Here is a 14,987-nt window from a genome sequence, read left to right as displayed (position 1 = left end):
AGTAGCCAGCGACCGGCGCCAGGCATTACGGCGTCGGTCAATCAGTTCATCTACAACGTGAGGCATTATGAACACTCTGCAATTCGGCAAACTGAAACAGCTCGCATGCGCCGCCGCCCTCTGCCTGGGCAGCGTCCAGGGCGCCTCGGCCGGCATCATTTTTTCGAAGACGGTACCTGCAGTCGGGACCGTGACGAATGTACGCTTCGGCTTGCCAGGTTCCACTCCCGGACCGGACACCACCGTCACCGGTACCGCAGGTCCCTTGAAGAACCGGTTCCTGATCGACTTCACCAGCAATGAGCGGCTGATCGCCAACGTGGACGATGCACCGCCGCTCGTGCGCGCCCTCGACGGCAGTTTCCAGCAGCTCGATGTCAGCGTGCGCGACGCCGTCTTCACGACGCTGTTCCTTAACTTCCATACGGTCGGCGGCACCAACAATGCGGCAACGCGCTATGCCGACATCGTGGTGTCGGCTTTCGGAGGCGAAACGGCGAGCTACCGGCTGAACTTTTCAGCCAACGCCAATGCCAACAATTTCTTCCGGGTCGATGCGACCGACGGCACACTGCTGAATAACGTGTCGATTTCGAGCATGATCGGGATCACGGATGTGCGCCAGCCCCGCATCGCCGCCCGGATACCCGAACCGGCAACCCTGCTCAGCCTTGGTATTGGCATGGCAGGCCTGGTCGCCGTGCGCCGCCGCAAGCGGCCAGCTGCTGCTGCGCCTGGTGCTGTGCCGGGCTCAGCCATCGCGTAGCGCGCGGCGGTACTGGATCGCCTCGGCGATGTGCCCGGCCGCCACTTCGTTCGCGCCGGCCAGGTCGGCGATGGTGCGCGCCACCTTGAGCACGCGGTGGTAGGCGCGCGCCGACCAGTGCAGCTGCTGCATCGCGGCGCGCAGCAGGCGGTCGCCGGCTGCGTCGGGGCGGCAATAGCGGTCGATGTCGCCCGGCGCCAGGCGCTGGTTAGGTTTGCCCTGGCGAGCAAGCTGCAGCGCATGGGCCTGCGCCACGCGCGCAGCGACCATGGCGCTGCTTTCCCCGTCGGCCTGCGCGCCGATGCTTTCGGCCGGCATCGCGGCGACGGTGAACTGGATATCGATGCGATCGAGCAGGGGCCCGGAAATGCGGCCCTGGTAACGCTGGGCCAGCTCGGGCGTGCAGCGGCATTTGCCCGAAGGGTGGCCGAGCCAGCCGCAGGGGCAGGGATTCATCGCCGCGATCAGCTGGAAGCGCGCCGGGAAATCGGCCTGGTGCGCCGCGCGCGAGATCGTGATCTGGCCCGACTCGAGCGGCTCGCGCAGCACTTCCAGCACGCGGCGGTCGAACTCGGGTAATTCGTCGAGGAAGAGCACCCCGTGATGGGCCAGCGAGACTTCGCCGGGTCGCGGCAGGTTGCCCCCGCCGACCAGGGCCACGCTTGACGCCGTGTGGTGCGGGCTGCGGAACGGGCGCCGCCGCCAGCGCTGCGGCGAGAAGCCGCCCGATAGCGATTGCACCGCGGCCGATTCGAGCGCCTCGTCATCGCTCATCGGCGGCAGCAGTGCCGGAAAGCGCGAGGCCAGCATGCTTTTTCCCGCACCGGGAGGACCGATCAGCAAGACCGAATGGGTACCGGCGGCGGCTACCTCGAGCGCGCGCTTGGCCGACTGCTGTCCCTTGACCTCGGCGAAGTCCGGGTAGTCGACAGGCGCAGGCAGCGCCTGTCCCTGGTGGCGTGCCAGCCGCAGCTTGCCGGCGCCATGGGCGAAGTGGGCGCACACCTCGAGCAGAGTGCGGGCCGGGTAGATGGCGGCATCCGTGACCAGCGCCGCTTCGTCGGCGTTGGAGAGCGGCAGGACGAAGGCGCGGGCGCCGCCATCGCCGTCGCGGTGCATGGCAAGCGTCATGGCCAGCGCGCCGCGCACGGGCCGCAGTTCGCCCGACAGCGACAGTTCGCCTGCGAATTCGTAGCGTGCCAGCTGGTCTGCGGGGAGCTGCTGCGATGCCGCCAGGATGCCGAGCGCAATCGGCAGGTCGAAGCGTCCGGACTCCTTCGGCAGGTCGGCCGGCGCCAGGTTGACGGTGATCCGGCGCGGTGGAATCGTGAAGCCGGAATTCTGCAGGGCCGCGCGCACGCGGTCTTTCGCTTCGCGCACTTCGGCATCGGGCAGCCCAACGATCGTGAAAGCCGGGAGGCCGTTCGCGAGGTGGACTTCGACGTTGACGACCGGCGCGGCCATGCCTGCCAGGGCGCGGCTCCTCAGGACAGCTAGGCTCATCGGGTTCCTTTCGCATGCTGCGAGAACGCCACATCTTAGGGCGGCCGGGCTATCGTTACTTGAGAGCGGACAGGTGTGCGCGTTTTGCCCGGGCGATGCGTCAGCTTTATTCCCCGGCGCAACGAGCGGAGTATCATGGCTGTCGAACGCGAATGCATGCGTGGTGTCTGATGTTGCTGGAAGGAGCACCTGAATGCCGATTCAGTACCTATCGGGCTTGACGGCCCACCCGCGCACCGGGCAGGCGGATTTGCACATCGGCGTCATCCTGACGCTGGTGGCTGGTGCGCTCAATGCTGGCGGCTTTCTCGCCATCGGCCAGTACACGTCGCATATGACCGGGATCGTTTCCGCATTTGCGGACCAACTCGTGCTTCGACACTTCGCGATGGCTGGCATCGCCGCCCTCTCCTGGATCGCCTTCGTTGCAGGAGCGGCCAGCACAGCCTTGATGGTGAACTATTTGCGCCGCGCCGAAGTCCGCAATCCCTATGCTGTGCCGCTACTCATCGAGTCGACCTTGATCCTGCTGTTCGGCGCGCTCGGGGGCGTGCTCGAAAAGCGCGAACTGGTCGATGCGTCACTGGGGGTGATCACCTTATGCTTCACCATGGGTTTGCAAAACGCACTGATTACCAAGATTTCACGTGCGGAAATACGCACGACCCATCTGACCGGTTTGACAACGGACTTGGGGATCGAAATCGGAAAGCTGCTGTATTGGAACCAGCATCGGCCAAGTGACGGCCGCGTGCCGGTAAGGGCCAACTGGAAAAAGCTGCGTATCCATGCGACGCTGATTGCGTCGTTCCTTGGTGGCGGCATTGCTGGAGCGCTCGGCTTCAGTTATGCAGGTTTCATCTCCACGGTACCGCTAGCGCTTGCGCTGGCTGCCATAGCGATCGCACCTGCACTTGGCAACATGCGCCGTTGAGTTGGGTGCAGCATCGCCGCGCGCCCCGAGTGAAACGGCTCAGGGCAGCGGGCTCCTCGTGACCGCGACCAACACGATATAGGCGAAGCAGGCCAGGGCGCCGGCAAAGGCGGCAGCCCGCACCTGCTGCGTACGGCCGCGTTTCAGCGCGATGGTGCCCAGCACGATATAGCCCACCAGCGCCAGCACCTTGGCAGTGAGCCAGGACTGCTGGCCCGGATACTGGCTGCTCCACACCGCCAGACCGATGGCGCTCGCCAGCAGCAGGGTGTCGACGATGTGCGGCACGATCTTCACCCAGCGCCGTTGCAGCTGCTGCGAGCCGGACAGCATCCAGATACCGCGCAGCAGGAACAGCAGGCCCGATAACAAGGCAAAGGTGACGTGGATGTGCTTCAGGGCGAAATAGGTCATGGCAGGTGTAGTTGTTATTAACCTGCGCAGTATGCCTCAGCCGCACTCTCCCACATAGTGGCATTCGTCGCAGCGGGTGCAGCCATCGACCTTGCGTAGCGCACGGGCGCCGCATTCCGGGCATTTGGCGCCCGTGACCGTCGGCAGGGCGCCCGTCACGGTCGGCGGTTGCGGCTCGGCCTCCAGCGCCACGCCGTCCTCGCGCGCCGCATGGCGGCGCGCCAGTTCCGCCAGCGGCACCTGGTTGCCCCAGGCGTCGAGGAAGCCGCGCCGGATCAGCACCCGCTGCAGCATGAAGGCGATCGCCGCCACTTCCGAGTCGTGGTAGACCGGTACCTGGGTGCCGTCTTCTCGCGTCAGGTAGCCGCAGCGCACCGGGCCTTTTTCCCACACCACGTCGCGCATGTCGGCCAGCGCCCGCGCGATCGGGCCGCCGGCGCGCGCCACCATCGACAGCAGGCGCATCGAGGCCGTGATCCACTGCTGCCCGCCGGTACGCTGGTTAGAGGGCATGAAGAATTCGAAGGGCCGCTCCACCGTCACCGGCTTGCCCTCGCAGCTGCCGTCGGCGCGGATGAAGCTCACCGTCAGGTAGGCGGTCTTGCGGCCTTCCTGGGTGGAGTATTCGATCTTCGAGGTCACCGATTCCAGCTCGCCCAGCGGCCGGCGCTCGAAGCGCTTGCGCAGCGGGTCGTCGTCGGGCCTCACGGCGCGCTCCGGTTCCGGTACCGGGGATGCGGACAGCACGCTGCCCAGCACCGTGTTCGGGCGATAGGTCGCCAGTCCCTTCAAGCCCGCATGCCAGGCCTGGCTGTACAGGTCGCGGAAATCGTCGAACGGGTAGTCTGCCGGCACGTTGACGGTCTTCGAGATGGCCGTATCGACGAAAGGCTGGACCGCCTGCACCATGCGCAGGTGGTCGAGCGCGCGCATCTCGAGCGCGGTCACGAACTGCGGAGGTAGCGCGGAGGTGTCTTGGCCCATTTGGCGGTACAGGCGCCAGGCATGGTCTTCGACCTCGTAGCTGCGCATCGAGCCGTCCGCCATGCGCTTCTTGCGCTGGTAGGTCCAGGAATAGGGCGGTTCGATGCCGTTCGAGGCGTTGTCGGCGAAGGCGAGCGAGATGGTGCCGGTGGGCGCGATCGACAGCAGGTGGGAATTACGGATGCCGTGCAGGCGGACCGCTTCGCGCAACCCATCCGGCAGGCGCGAGATGAACTGCCCGCGCAAATACTGGTCCGCATCGAACAGCGGGAAGGGACCCTTCTCGCGCGCCAGTTCGATCGAGGCCGCATAGGCCGCATCGCGCAGCGCCTCCATGATGTGGGCGGCCAGCGCACGACCTTCATCCGAATCGTAGCGCAGCCCCAGCATGACCAGCGCGCTGCCCAGGCCCAGGAAGCCGAGGCCGACGCGGCGCTTGGCGCCGGACTCCGCTGCCTGCTGCGGCAGCGGCCAGACGGTCGCGTCGAGTACCAGGTCGAGCATGCGCACTGCCACGGCGGCCACTTCGCGCATGCGGTCGAAGTCGAAGCCGGCATCCTCACTAAACGGGCCGGTCACGAAGCTGGTGAGGTTCAGCGAACCGAGGTCGCAGCAGCCATAGGCGGGCAGCGGCTGTTCGCCGCAGGGGTTGGTGGCGCGCAGCTCTTCGGCATACCAGAGGTTATTTTCAAGATTGATGCGGTCGACGAACAGCACGCCCGGTTCGGCATGGTCCCAGGTCGAGGCGATGATCCGGTCCCACAGGGCGCGCGCCCGCACCTGGCGGTAGGCCCAGCGGCCATCGTCGAGGCGGCGTGCGCTCGCCGCGTCTTCGTCGCCCGGCTCGGCGCGGTGCACCAGGTCGAAGGGCGCGTCCGCTTCCACCGCGCGCATGAATTCGTCGGTGACGCCGACCGAGATGTTGAAGTTGGTGAGCCCGCCTTCATCCTTGGCGGCGATGAAGCGTTCGATGTCGGGATGGTCGATGCGCAGCACGCCCATCTGCGCGCCGCGCCGGGCGCCGGCCGATTCGACCGTGCGGCACGAGGCGTCGAACACTTCCATGTACGAGACCGGCCCCGAGGCGCGCGAGCGGGTGCCGTGGACTTTGCTGCCCATCGGGCGGATGGCGCTGAAGTCATAGCCGACGCCGCCGCCGCGGCGCATGGTCTCGGCGGCTTCGGATAGCGCAGTGTAGATGCCGGGCAGGCCGCTGGAGTCCAGGCCCGAGATCGAGTCGCCCACCGGCTGGACGAAACAGTTGATGAGGGTGGCCTGCAGGCCGAGGCCGGCGGCGGAGTTGATGCGCCCGGCGGGCACGAAGCCCTGCTCCTGGGCCCACAGGAAGCGCGCCTCCCACCCGGCGCGCTGGGTTTCGGGTTCGAGCGCCGCCAGGGCGCGCGCCACGCGCCGGCGCACGTCGCCGATGCTGGTTTCGAGGCCCTTGGCGTATTTCTCGCGCAGGACGTCGAGCGAGACTTCCTGCGGCGTTGCCAGCTTGTCGTGTGCATTCATGCTGGGCTCCCTGGGGACATGAATGCCGGAAGTTTATTCCTTGCCGAGGATGATCGTCGGCGCCGGCGTCTCGGGATGGCTGGTCGACGCGGACGATGCCGCCTGCGCGCTCAGCCGTGCTTCCAGCTCCACCACGCGCAGTTCGAGCGCTTCGAGCTTGGCGCGGGTCTTGGCCAGCACCTGGGTCTGGATATCGAATTCTTCTCGGGTGACTAGGTCGAGCTTCGAGAAGCCCTGGGTCGCCATCGCCTTGACGTTGCGCTGGATGTCCTTGGCCGGCGTGCTTTCCAGCGCCTGGTTGATCTTGCCCTGCAAGTCGTTGAAGAAAGTATTCATATCCGTGCATTCCTAAATGAGGCGGGGTCCGGTGCACCACGACGGTGCGTCCGCTGCCCGCGATGGTGCGTGGCACTGCGGCAAATGACGGCCGCGCGGTTTTACTGGGTTGATCGAATCGCAAATGGGGCGGATGGATGAGAAATCAAGCACCTGCGTCCCATTTTAAGCTGGCACGCATCCTGCTAATGAGTTGTCAGGCGTGTAGCAAACAGGATTGTAAACCGCAACGGCCCAGACCGTTGAACATGAAGGGGAATGTCATGAAGTGCAACACAACCGCAGCAGCAGTGGCCCTGGCCGTCCTGGCCTTATCGAGCGTCACCGCGAGCGCGCAGGAAGCAGCCCCTGAGCATCAAGTCAGCTACAACGCCGCCCTCACCAGCGACTACCGTTACCGCGGCCTGTCGCAAACCAGTTTCGACCCGGCGCTGCAAGGCGGCGCCGACTACGTGCACGGCCCAACCGGCTGGTATGTAGGCACCTGGCTGTCCACCATCAAATGGACCAAGGATCTCGGCGGCGACGGGAACATCGAATGGGATATCTACGGCGGCAAACGTGGCCAGCTGGGCGAATCCGTCACCTATGACGTCGGCGGCCTGTACTACTTGTACCCGTCCAACAGCCTGAGCCCGAGCGCCAACACCTTCGAGCTGTACGGGCGCCTTGGTTTCGGCCCGGCCTATGTCAAATATTCGCGCTCGACCACCAACCTGTTCGGGACCGCCAACAGCAAGGGCAGCGGCTACCTCGACGTGGGCGCCGATATCGACGTGGGCAACGGCTTCTTGCTGAACCTGCATGCCGGACGCCAGGAAGTGCGCCACAACAGCCAGTACTCATACACCGACTACAAGGTCGGCGTCACCAAGGACCTCGGCGTGGCCACCGTCTCGCTGGCCTGGATCAAGGCCAACACGAATGCCTACCTGAACCCGGAAGGCAAGAACCTCGGCAAGTCCGGCGCCATCCTCACCGTCTCAAAAACTTTCTGATCGATTAAGAGGCATCTCCATGAAAATGATTACCGCCATCATCAAACCCTTCAAGCTGGACGAAGTCCGCGAAGCGCTGTCGGAGATCAACGTGCAAGGCATGACGGTGACCGAAGTGAAGGGCTTCGGGCGCCAGAAGGGCCACACCGAGCTCTACCGCGGCGCCGAGTACGTGGTCGACTTCCTGCCGAAAATCAAGATCGAAGCGGCCGTGGACGACGCCGTGGTCGACCAGGTCATCGACGCCATCCAGAGCGCGGCCCGCACCGGCAAGATCGGTGACGGCAAGATTTTCGTGGCCGACCTGAACCAGGTCATCCGTATCCGTACCGGCGAGACCGGCAACGACGCACTGTAAGAGGAATCCCATGAAACTCACCATAACAAAAGTCCTGGCCGGTCTCATGGCCATGAGCCTGGCGCTGCCGGCTCTTGCGGCACCTACCATCAACAAGGGCGACACCGCGTGGATGTTCACTGCCACGCTGCTCGTCATCATGATGTCGATTCCCGGCCTGGCGCTGTTCTACGGCGGCCTGGTACGCGCCAAGAACATGCTGTCGATCCTGATGCAGGTCTTCATGGTCTTCTCGGTGATCATCGTGCTGTGGTGCCTGTACGGCTATTCGCTGGCTTTCACCCAGGGCAATGCCTTCATCGGCGGCTTCGACCGCGTCTTCCTGAACGGCATCTACGACCCGGTGGCCGGCACCTTTGCCCAGGCCGCGACCTTCAGCAAGGAGACGATGATTCCTGAGTTCATCTTCGTCGCCTTCCAGGGCACCTTTGCCGCCATCACCTGCGCCCTGATCGTCGGCGCCTTCGCCGAGCGCGTGCGCTTCTCGGCGGTGCTGCTGTTCGTCGTGCTGTGGTTCACCTTCGGCTACCTGCCGGTGGCGCACATGGTCTGGTTCTGGGCCGGTCCGGATGCGATCAGCGATGCGGCGTCGCTCGCAACGGTCACCAGCAATGCCGGCTTCCTGTGGCAAAAAGGCGCGCTCGACTTCGCGGGCGGCACCGTGGTGCACATCAATTCGGCAGTCGCCGGCCTGGTCGGCGCCTATGTGATCGGCAAGCGTATCGGCCTGGGCCGTGAATCGATGGCGCCGCACTCGCTGACCATGACGATGGTCGGCGGCTCGCTGCTGTGGGTCGGCTGGTTCGGCTTCAACGCCGGTTCGGCGCTGGAAGCGGGCGACGTCGCTGCACTGGCCTTCATCAACACCCTGCTGGCAACCGCCGCGGCCGCCGTGTCGTGGATGATCGGCGAATGGATCTTCAAGCGTAAACCTTCGATGCTGGGCGCCGTCTCGGGCGCCGTGTCGGGCTTGGTGGCGATCACCCCGGGCTGCGGTTTCGTGGGTCCGATGGGCGCCCTGGTCATGGGCCTGCTGGCAGGCATCATCTGCCTGTGGGGCGTGACCGGCCTGAAGCGCCTGTTGGGCGCCGACGACTCGCTCGACGTATTCGGCGTGCACGGCGTGGGCGGCATCCTCGGCGCGCTGCTGACCGGCGTGTTCGCTTCGCCGGCGCTGGGCGGGCAGGGTATCTGGGATTACATCGCCAACAAGGGTTCGGCGGAGTATTCGATCGCCAACCAGGTGTGGGTGCAGGCGCAAGCCATCGGCATCACCATCGTGTGGTCGGGTGTGGTCGCCTTCATCGCCTTTAAACTGGTCGACATCGTGATCGGCCTGCGCGTGCCGGCAGACCAGGAGCGCGAAGGCCTTGACATCACCAGCCATGGGGAATCGGCCTACCACGCCTGATCTTCCCGTTTGCTTCCCGAAAGGCGCCTGCGGCGCCTTTTTTACGTTTTGGCAAGCGTGCGCCTTTAAAGCGGCTTCTTCGTCCATATATAGCTGTACCGATATAATTCGAAAAAGCCACTACTAGGACGTCCACATGGTTCCGCACCTCGCCACCGCCCTTACCGGGCCCCTGCTCGACCTGGAAAAGAAGATCCTCGAAGCCACGCCCGCGATCGAGCGCTGGTTCCGCCTCGAGTGGCAGGAGCATACGCCGCCGTTCTATTGCTCGGTCGACCTGCGCAATGCCGGCTACAAGCTGGCGCCGGTCGACACCAACCTGTTCCCGGGCGGCTTCAACAACCTGTCCACCGAGATGCTGCCGCTGGCGGTGCAGGCCGCCATGGCCGCGATCGACAAGTATTGCCCGGATGCGCGCAACCTGCTCATGATCCCGGAAACGCATACGCGCAACCCGCTCTACCTGCAGAACGTGGCGCGCCTGATGCAGATCTTCCGCCAGACCGGCCTGCACGTGCGCCTGGGCTCGCTGTCGCCGGACGTCACCCAGCCGACCCCGCTGGCGCTGCCGGACGGGAACATGCTGGTGGTGGAGCCGCTGGTGCGGTCAAGCAACGGGCGCCGCGTCGGCCTGGCCGACTTCGATCCCTGCACGATCCTGCTGAACAATGATCTCTCGGCCGGCATCCCGACGATCCTGGAAAACATCCACGAGCAGTCGCTGCTGCCGCCGGTCCACGCCGGCTGGGCGCTGCGCCGCAAGAGCAACCACCTGAAGGCCTTCGACGAGGTGGCCAAGAAGTTCGGCAAGCTGATCGACATCGACCCGTGGCTGGTCAACCCGCTGCACAGCAAGGTCGGCGAACTCGACCTGCAGGAAGACGTCGGCACCGAGCAGCTGGCCGATGCGGTATCCATGCTGCTCTCGAAGATCAAGAAGAAATATAAGGAATACGGCATGAAGGAGCAGAAGCCCTTCGTGATCGTCAAGCCCGATGCCGGCACCTATGGCATGGGCGTCATGACCGTAAAGGACGCCAGCGAAGTGCGCGACCTGAGCCGTGCCCAGCGCAACAAGATGACGGTCATTAAGGACGGCGTGGCGGTCAACGACATGATCGTGCAGGAAGGCGTGCCGACCTTCGAGTCCATCAACGATGCGGTGGCCGAGCCGGTGGTCTACATGATCGACCGCTACGTGGTGGGCGGCTTCTACCGCATCCACGCCGAGCGCGGCATCGACCAGAACCTGAACGCGCCGGGCTCGCAATACGTGCCGCTCGCCTTTGCCCAGCAGCATGCGGTGCCCGACCTGAAGGCCAAGCCGGGCACGGCGGCGCCGAACCGCTTCTACGTGTATGGCGTGGTGGCGCGCCTGGGACTGCTGGCAGCCTCGCTCGAGATGGAGCGCACCGACCCGAACCCCGAAGTCTATTAAGCCATCAGGTATCGGTGGAGACGGCGTCCCAGTCGTCTTCGTCGCCGGCGCGGATCATCCAGTTGACCGCGTGGTGCCATTCCAGCACTACGCCGGGGTTGACGCCGGGTGGCTGCTCATGGCCGTTCAGCCGGGCGTCGCGCACCGCCCAGTGCAGGCGGTAAAGGCGGTCTGCCTGGTCCAGGATCTCGGCCTTGCTGTTCAAGTGGATCGCAGCGCGCAGCATCGTTGCGTCGGCAAGGTCGTGCGGGTAGAGGGGCAGGATGACTTCGGCACGCGACGGCGCCGACGGCAGGCCAGGGTCCTCCACCAGCCCCGCGCACCACGCCAGCAACACCAGCGCTTCCAGCCGCCACGAGAAACGGATGATGTCTTCCTCGGCCGGCGCGTCGTTGAACAGGAAGGCGGCCTCGTCGTTCGACAGCATGGCCCGGCGTTCTTCGCTGGCGAAATATTCCTTGAAAAAAGTGTTCTGACGCAGCATCGCAGCGCCGACCACGCCCCAGAGCGCCACCAGCCGGCGCCACACCTCTTCTTCCGAACGCAAGCTCACCTCGCCGCCGTCCTCGATCATCGGCAAGTGCGGGTTGACGGGAATCCCGTGCTCGCGCAATAGCGCTTCGGTTGCTGTCCTGCGTGCTTCTGCTGTCATGTCCTGCCTCCGGAATCGTTTGCAAGACGATAACATCAACCGGGCCTGCCACGCGGCGCAACAGGAGGCGAATGGATGGGCCGCCCGCGAGGATCCGCGTTTCCGGCTAAAATCAGGGCATTCCCCGCACTGGACTGTCCATGAAAATCGCCTTCCTCGCCGATCCCCTCTCCACCTTCAAGATCTACAAGGACTCGACCTTCGCGATGATGCGCGAAGCCGCAAAACGCGGCCATACCATCTACGCTTTCGAGCAGCGCGACATGGTGCTGGAAGAGGGCGTGGTGACGGCGCAAGTCATGCGCTTGAGCCTGACCGGCGAGGCGGATGCCTGGTACCGCGCCGACGCCCCGGAAATCGTCAAGCTCTCGAGCTTCGACGCCGTCATCGAGCGCAAGGACCCGCCTTTTGACATGGAATATGTCTACGGCACCTATCTGCTGGAACTGGCCGAGCGCCAGGGTGCGCGCGTGTTCAACCGCCCGGGCGCGATCCGCGACCACAACGAGAAGCTGTCGATCGCGCAATTCAGCGGCTACACATCGCCGACCCTGGTGTCGTCGAACCTGGACCGCCTGCGCGCCTTCCACGACAAGCACGGCGACGTGATCTTCAAGCCGCTCGACGGCATGGGCGGCGCCGGCATCTTCCGGGTGAAGGAAGACGGCATGAACCTTGGCTCGGTGATCGAGTCGCTGACCGACAACGGCAAGCACACCATCATGGCCCAGAAGTTCATTCCGGCGATCAAGGCGGGCGACAAGCGGGTGCTGGTGATCGGCGGCAAGCCGGTACCCTTCGCCCTGGCACGCATTCCTCAGGGCAACGAAGTACGCGGCAACCTGGCGGCCGGCGGCATCGGCGTGGCCCAGCCGATCACCGAGCGCGACCGCGAGATCGCCGAAGCGCTGGGGCCGGTACTGGCCGCACGCGGCTTATTGCTGGTAGGATTGGATATCATCGGTGATTTCCTGACCGAAGTGAATGTCACCAGCCCGACATGCTTCCAGGAGATCACCGACCAGACCGGATTCGACGTGGCCGCGATGTTCATCGACGCGGTCGAACAGCAGCTCCTTGACAACACTGCAGACAGACACTGACATGGTAGGCATCCTGCTGATGACCCACGCACCGCTGGGCCAGGCATTCATCACCGCGGTGGCCCACGTATTCCGTGGCCCGACCGAACGCTTCGAGGCGATCGACGTGGCCGCCGACCAGGACATCAACGAAGTCAATGCCCTGGCCAAGGAAGCGATTGTGCGCCTGGACGAAGGCGACGGCGTGCTGGTGATCACCGACATCAAGGGCGGCACGCCGTCCAATTGCTGCAATACGCTGGCCAATGCCGGCCACGTGGAAGTCATCGCCGGCATCAGCCTGCCGATGCTGCTGCGTGCGATTACCTACCGCCGCGACACGCTCGACGTGGTGGTGGAAATGGCCCTGGCCGGCGCCCAGAACGGCGCCGTACGGGTGGATAACCGGATCCGCGTAGGGTCCGGCTGATTGGCAAACCGGATGAGCGAGCCCAGTGCTCCCGCAGTTCTGACGACACATTGATAACGAGAACATGATTCAACTGGAACTAGAGATCATCAACAAGCTGGGCCTGCACGCCCGCGCTTCCGCCAAACTCACCCAGCTGGCCGCGAAATTCCAGAGCGATGTCTGGCTCACCCGGAACGGCCGCCGCATCAATGCCAAGTCGATCATGGGCGTCATGATGCTCGCCGCCGGCAAAGGCGCGAAAGTACTGCTCGAGGCGGATGGCGCGGACGAAGAAGCCTGCATCGCCGCAGTCACGGGCCTCATCAACGACAAGTTCGGCGAAGGCGAGTAATGCCGCGCGAAGCGGCAGCACCGCGCCACACGGGACCCTCGATGGCATCGTTCACGCTCCATGGCATTCCAGTTTCGCGCGGCATTGCGATCGGCCGCGCGCACCTGCTCACGCCGGCGGCGCTCGACGTCAAGCACTACCTGGTCCCGGTGGAGCAGGTCGAAGCCGAGGTGAAGCGCCTGCAGGATGCCATCGCCGAGGTGCACCGCGGCCTGCAGGCCCTGTGGACCGAGCTGCCCAAGGATGCCCCGACCGAACTGGGCGCCTTCATCGACGTGCACGCGCTGATCCTGTCCGACCCGATGATCTCGGAAGCGCCGCTCGACATCATCCGCACCCGCCATTACAACGCCGAATGGGCGCTGGTGACCCAGATCGACGAATTGTCGGCGCAGTTCGACGAGATCGAAGACGAATACCTGCGCGAGCGCAAGCACGACATCCAGCAGGTCGCCGAGCGCGTGCTCAAGGTCCTGATGGGCACCGCCTTGAGCGTGCCACCGGTGTTTTCCGGCGACGACCACGCGCCGCCTTCGATGATCGTGGTGGCCCACGACATCTCGCCGGCCGACATGCTGGCCTTCCGCGACCGCGATGGCGGACCACGTTCCTTCATCGGCTTCGTCACCGACGTCGGCGGCCAGAACTCGCATACCGCGATCGTCGCGCGCTCGCTCGACATCCCGGCGGCGGTCGGCATGAGCCAGGCCTCGCGCCTGATCGAGCAGGACGACTGGGTCATCGTCGATGGCGATGCCGGGGTGGTGATCTGCAACCCGAGCCAGCTGGTGCTGGAGCAGTACCGCGCGCGCCAGGCGGCGCTTGGCAAGGCGCGCAAGCGCCTGCTCAAGCTTAAAAAAACGCCGGCCGTCACGAAAGACGGCACCCCGGTCAAGCTGATGGCCAACATCGAGCTGCCGGAAGACTGCGCGGGCGCACTCGAAGCCGGCGCCAACGGCGTCGGCCTGTTCCGCTCCGAGTTCCTGTTCATGGGCCGCGCCAACGTGCTGGGCAATGCGCTGCGCATCCCGAGCGAGGACGAGCAGTTCGAGCAGTACCGCAAGGCGGTGGTGGCCATGAAGGGCCGCCCCGTGACCATCCGCACGCTCGATGTCGGCGCCGACAAGCCGCTCGACCCGACCGAGCACACGGCGCTCAATCCGGCGCTGGGCCTGCGCGCGATCCGCTACTGCCTGGCCGAGCCCCAGCTGTTCCTGACGCAGCTGCGTGCGATCCTGCGCGCCTCCAGCTACGGCAAGGTGCGGATCCTGATCCCGATGCTGGCGCATGCTTTCGAGATCGACCAGACACTCAGCATGCTCGAGCAGGCCAAGCTGCAACTGCGCGAGGAGGGCGTCAAGTACGACCCGGACGTGGAAGTCGGCGCCATGATCGAGATCCCGGCGGCCGCACTGGCGCTGCCGATGTTCGTCAAGCGCATGGACTTCCTGTCGATCGGCACCAATGACCTGATCCAGTACACGCTGGCGATCGACCGCGTCGATTACGAAGTGGCGCACCTGTACAATCCGCTGCACCCGGCGGTCCTGATGCTGATTGCCCAGACCATCGCCATCGGCCAGAAGGCCGGCCTGGACGTCGCCGTATGCGGCGAGATGGCCGGCGACACCAAGCTCACCCGCCTGCTGCTGGGCATGGGCCTGCGCGAATTCTCGATGCACCCCGCCCAGCTGCTGTCGGTGAAACAGGAAATCCTGAACAGCGACCTGTCCGCGATCACTTCGCGCACGCGCCGCATCCTGCGCTCGTACGAACCGGACGAGATCGCGGCCGCGGTGGAGCAGCTGCAGTCCCTCTGAACTGGCGTTCGC

Annotated in this window: 15 protein-coding genes; 10 read left to right on the top strand and 5 right to left on the bottom strand. The window is 65.1% G+C overall.

What is annotated here, in order from left to right:
* Positions 1–67 precede the first annotated feature (67 nt).
* On the top strand, positions 68–766 hold the full coding sequence (locus HGB41_RS16990; protein WP_171086597.1) for a PEP-CTERM sorting domain-containing protein: 699 nt from the start codon (positions 68–70) through the stop codon (positions 764–766).
* Here the strand turns inward: HGB41_RS16990 and HGB41_RS16985 are convergent.
* Positions 752–2,269, bottom strand: coding sequence for a YifB family Mg chelatase-like AAA ATPase (locus tag HGB41_RS16985; RefSeq protein ID WP_171086595.1), 1,518 nt, complete (start codon positions 2,267–2,269; stop codon positions 752–754). The genes HGB41_RS16990 and HGB41_RS16985 overlap by 15 nt on opposite strands.
* A gap of 193 nt (positions 2,270–2,462) precedes the next feature.
* Here HGB41_RS16985 and HGB41_RS16980 point away from each other — a divergent pair, with 193 nt between their 5' ends.
* The gene (locus HGB41_RS16980) at positions 2,463–3,203 is read left to right on the top strand and encodes a YoaK family protein (RefSeq protein WP_171086594.1); all 741 of its coding nucleotides are present in this window, start codon (positions 2,463–2,465) and stop codon (positions 3,201–3,203) included.
* A 39-nt stretch (positions 3,204–3,242) separates the two neighbouring features.
* Here HGB41_RS16980 and HGB41_RS16975 read toward each other — a convergent pair whose 3' ends face one another.
* From HGB41_RS16975 to HGB41_RS16965, 3 genes are read right to left on the bottom strand one after another with little or no spacing between them, the layout of a single operon-like run.
* The gene (locus HGB41_RS16975; RefSeq protein ID WP_171086592.1) at positions 3,243–3,617 is read right to left on the bottom strand and encodes a SirB2 family protein; all 375 of its coding nucleotides are present in this window, start codon (positions 3,615–3,617) and stop codon (positions 3,243–3,245) included.
* 36 nt (positions 3,618–3,653) lie between these two features.
* On the bottom strand, positions 3,654–6,116 hold the full coding sequence (locus HGB41_RS16970) for an adenosylcobalamin-dependent ribonucleoside-diphosphate reductase (RefSeq protein WP_171086590.1): 2,463 nt from the start codon (positions 6,114–6,116) through the stop codon (positions 3,654–3,656).
* A 33-nt stretch (positions 6,117–6,149) separates the two neighbouring features.
* Positions 6,150–6,452 (bottom strand): accessory factor UbiK family protein, encoded by a 303-nt coding sequence (locus tag HGB41_RS16965; protein ID WP_171086588.1) that lies wholly within the window; start codon positions 6,450–6,452, stop codon positions 6,150–6,152.
* Between the two features lie 263 nt (positions 6,453–6,715).
* Here HGB41_RS16965 and HGB41_RS16960 point away from each other — a divergent pair, with 263 nt between their 5' ends.
* From HGB41_RS16960 to gshA, 4 genes are all read left to right on the top strand, one after another.
* Positions 6,716–7,450 (top strand): TorF family putative porin, encoded by a 735-nt coding sequence (locus HGB41_RS16960; protein ID WP_171086586.1) that lies wholly within the window; start codon positions 6,716–6,718, stop codon positions 7,448–7,450.
* A gap of 19 nt (positions 7,451–7,469) precedes the next feature.
* Complete coding sequence (gene glnK, locus HGB41_RS16955; protein ID WP_171086584.1) at positions 7,470–7,808, top strand: P-II family nitrogen regulator; 339 nt, start codon at positions 7,470–7,472, stop codon at positions 7,806–7,808.
* Between the two features lie 10 nt (positions 7,809–7,818).
* On the top strand, positions 7,819–9,219 hold the full coding sequence (amt, locus tag HGB41_RS16950; protein ID WP_171086576.1) for an ammonium transporter: 1,401 nt from the start codon (positions 7,819–7,821) through the stop codon (positions 9,217–9,219).
* Positions 9,220–9,355: 136 nt separating this feature from the next.
* Positions 9,356–10,657, top strand: coding sequence for a glutamate--cysteine ligase (gshA, locus tag HGB41_RS16945; protein ID WP_171086574.1), 1,302 nt, complete (start codon positions 9,356–9,358; stop codon positions 10,655–10,657).
* A gap of 4 nt (positions 10,658–10,661) precedes the next feature.
* On the opposite strand, the gene HGB41_RS16940 is transcribed toward gshA, so the two are convergent.
* Entirely contained in the window at positions 10,662–11,309 is a 648-nt protein-coding gene (locus HGB41_RS16940) for a DUF4272 domain-containing protein (RefSeq protein ID WP_171086572.1), read from the bottom strand.
* Positions 11,310–11,449: 140 nt separating this feature from the next.
* Here HGB41_RS16940 and gshB point away from each other — a divergent pair, with 140 nt between their 5' ends.
* From gshB to ptsP, 4 genes are all read left to right on the top strand, one after another.
* Positions 11,450–12,412, top strand: coding sequence for a glutathione synthase (gene gshB / locus HGB41_RS16935; protein WP_171086571.1), 963 nt, complete (start codon positions 11,450–11,452; stop codon positions 12,410–12,412).
* A gap of 1 nt (position 12,413) precedes the next feature.
* Entirely contained in the window at positions 12,414–12,821 is a 408-nt protein-coding gene (locus HGB41_RS16930; protein WP_171086569.1) for a PTS sugar transporter subunit IIA, read from the top strand.
* Positions 12,822–12,885: 64 nt separating this feature from the next.
* On the top strand, positions 12,886–13,155 hold the full coding sequence (locus HGB41_RS16925; RefSeq protein WP_171086568.1) for an HPr family phosphocarrier protein: 270 nt from the start codon (positions 12,886–12,888) through the stop codon (positions 13,153–13,155).
* A gap of 41 nt (positions 13,156–13,196) precedes the next feature.
* On the top strand, positions 13,197–14,975 hold the full coding sequence (gene ptsP / locus HGB41_RS16920) for a phosphoenolpyruvate--protein phosphotransferase (RefSeq protein WP_171086824.1): 1,779 nt from the start codon (positions 13,197–13,199) through the stop codon (positions 14,973–14,975).
* The last annotated feature ends 12 nt before the right edge of the window (positions 14,976–14,987 follow it).

This window comes from Telluria aromaticivorans, from assembly GCF_013003915.1.
GTDB lineage: Bacteria > Pseudomonadota > Gammaproteobacteria > Burkholderiales > Burkholderiaceae_D > Telluria > Telluria aromaticivorans.
This window is presented reverse-complemented; position numbering and strand designations above follow the sequence as displayed.